This window comes from Nitrosomonas sp. Nm132, from assembly GCF_900100485.1.
In the GTDB taxonomy this organism is placed as follows: domain Bacteria; phylum Pseudomonadota; class Gammaproteobacteria; order Burkholderiales; family Nitrosomonadaceae; genus Nitrosomonas.
Genome location: NZ_FNDH01000127.1, coordinates 1 through 1,135, shown reverse-complemented (window position 1 = coordinate 1,135; position 1,135 = coordinate 1). Strand labels below are relative to the sequence as shown.

Here is a 1,135-nt window from a genome sequence, read left to right as displayed (position 1 = left end):
GCTATCTTGCCACGATTCACCTAAAGCGTTCTCATCCGCCTTAAGCAAGATCTGGGCATGAAGCCTTTTGTACGCCGCCACTTTTCCTTTGTGCATCAAACTTTCTAAATAAGCTTGTTCTTCTTCGGTTAGCCTCACCATGTATTTCTTTGCCATTGGCCCACTTCCATTCTACGTTGAAGGTCGAGAGTATGGGGAGCTTTAGTCGACATTTCAAGAATGACTGAGTACTAGGATCAAAACATATTAATTACGAAACATAATGCTGCTGCATTTTTCGATCCGCATCCTGTCGAGTGAACGTCCACTCGATCGATCGGCGCTCGGCATTACGCCGCTGTTGCCAGGCATCCACCTCAGCAGTGAGCGCGTCGCGCTCGTGCCAGCGTCGATCCAGACACTGCCTATCCTGAACATTGCATAAATCGGACAAATAACGCTCCAAGCGTTAGATATGATGGGAATTATTGAGAAACTGATTCGTAAAAAATGCCTGTAATTCCTCGCCCCGCTGCCAATTCTGTCCCAGAACAACTCTGCTTTAATTCCATTCCCGGCTTCACAGTTCGCGCCGACTTTGCTGGAGGGGAGCTCTCCTCTGATTTTGGTGCAGTGGTATTGGATGCAGTCGATCATCGTATCGGCCTGATTGATCGCCTGACTGCGGCGATATCCGACTCACGTGATGCGCGCTATATCACTCACCCCCTGCGGGATTTGCTGAAACAGCGCGTCTTTCAAATTGCCTCAGGTTATGAAGACGGCAACGATGCCGATACTTTGCGCGCCGACCCGCTGTTTAAGCTGGCGGCAGGACGCGCACCGCTGGATGCCGGTAATCCATTGACAGTGGCGCAACGCACTCCCGCCTGGAGGGATCGCTGCGCCGCAGTGACCTCTATCGGACAGCCAGAGCATTGATCGAACAGTTTGTCGCCACTTACAGTGAGGCGCCGAGCAGCATCACGCTGGATATGGATCATACCGATGATGCAGTGCACGGTCAGCAGGAGCTTGCCTTTTACAATCATTACTATGGGCATACATGGACGCCCACTTTTTGCCAAGCTTTCAGTTAATGATTTTGAGAAAGTAAAGATTGCTGCCATACATCCGGACTTTTTATAAAGGCATA

At 50.3% G+C, this 1,135-nt stretch carries 1 protein-coding gene and 1 pseudogene; one reads left to right on the top strand and one right to left on the bottom strand.

What is annotated here, in order from left to right; translation table 11 throughout:
• Window positions 1-250 precede the first annotated feature (250 nt).
• Window positions 251-433, bottom strand: coding sequence for a hypothetical protein (locus tag BLP80_RS15465; protein ID WP_143002341.1), 183 nt, complete (start codon window positions 431-433; stop codon window positions 251-253).
• Between the two features lie 56 nt (window positions 434-489).
• On the opposite strand from BLP80_RS15465, the pseudogene BLP80_RS14975 reads away from it, so the two are divergent.
• Window positions 490-1,043: pseudogene (locus BLP80_RS14975) on the top strand (transposase); the annotation flags it as partial.
• Between the last annotated feature and the right edge of the window lie 92 nt (window positions 1,044-1,135).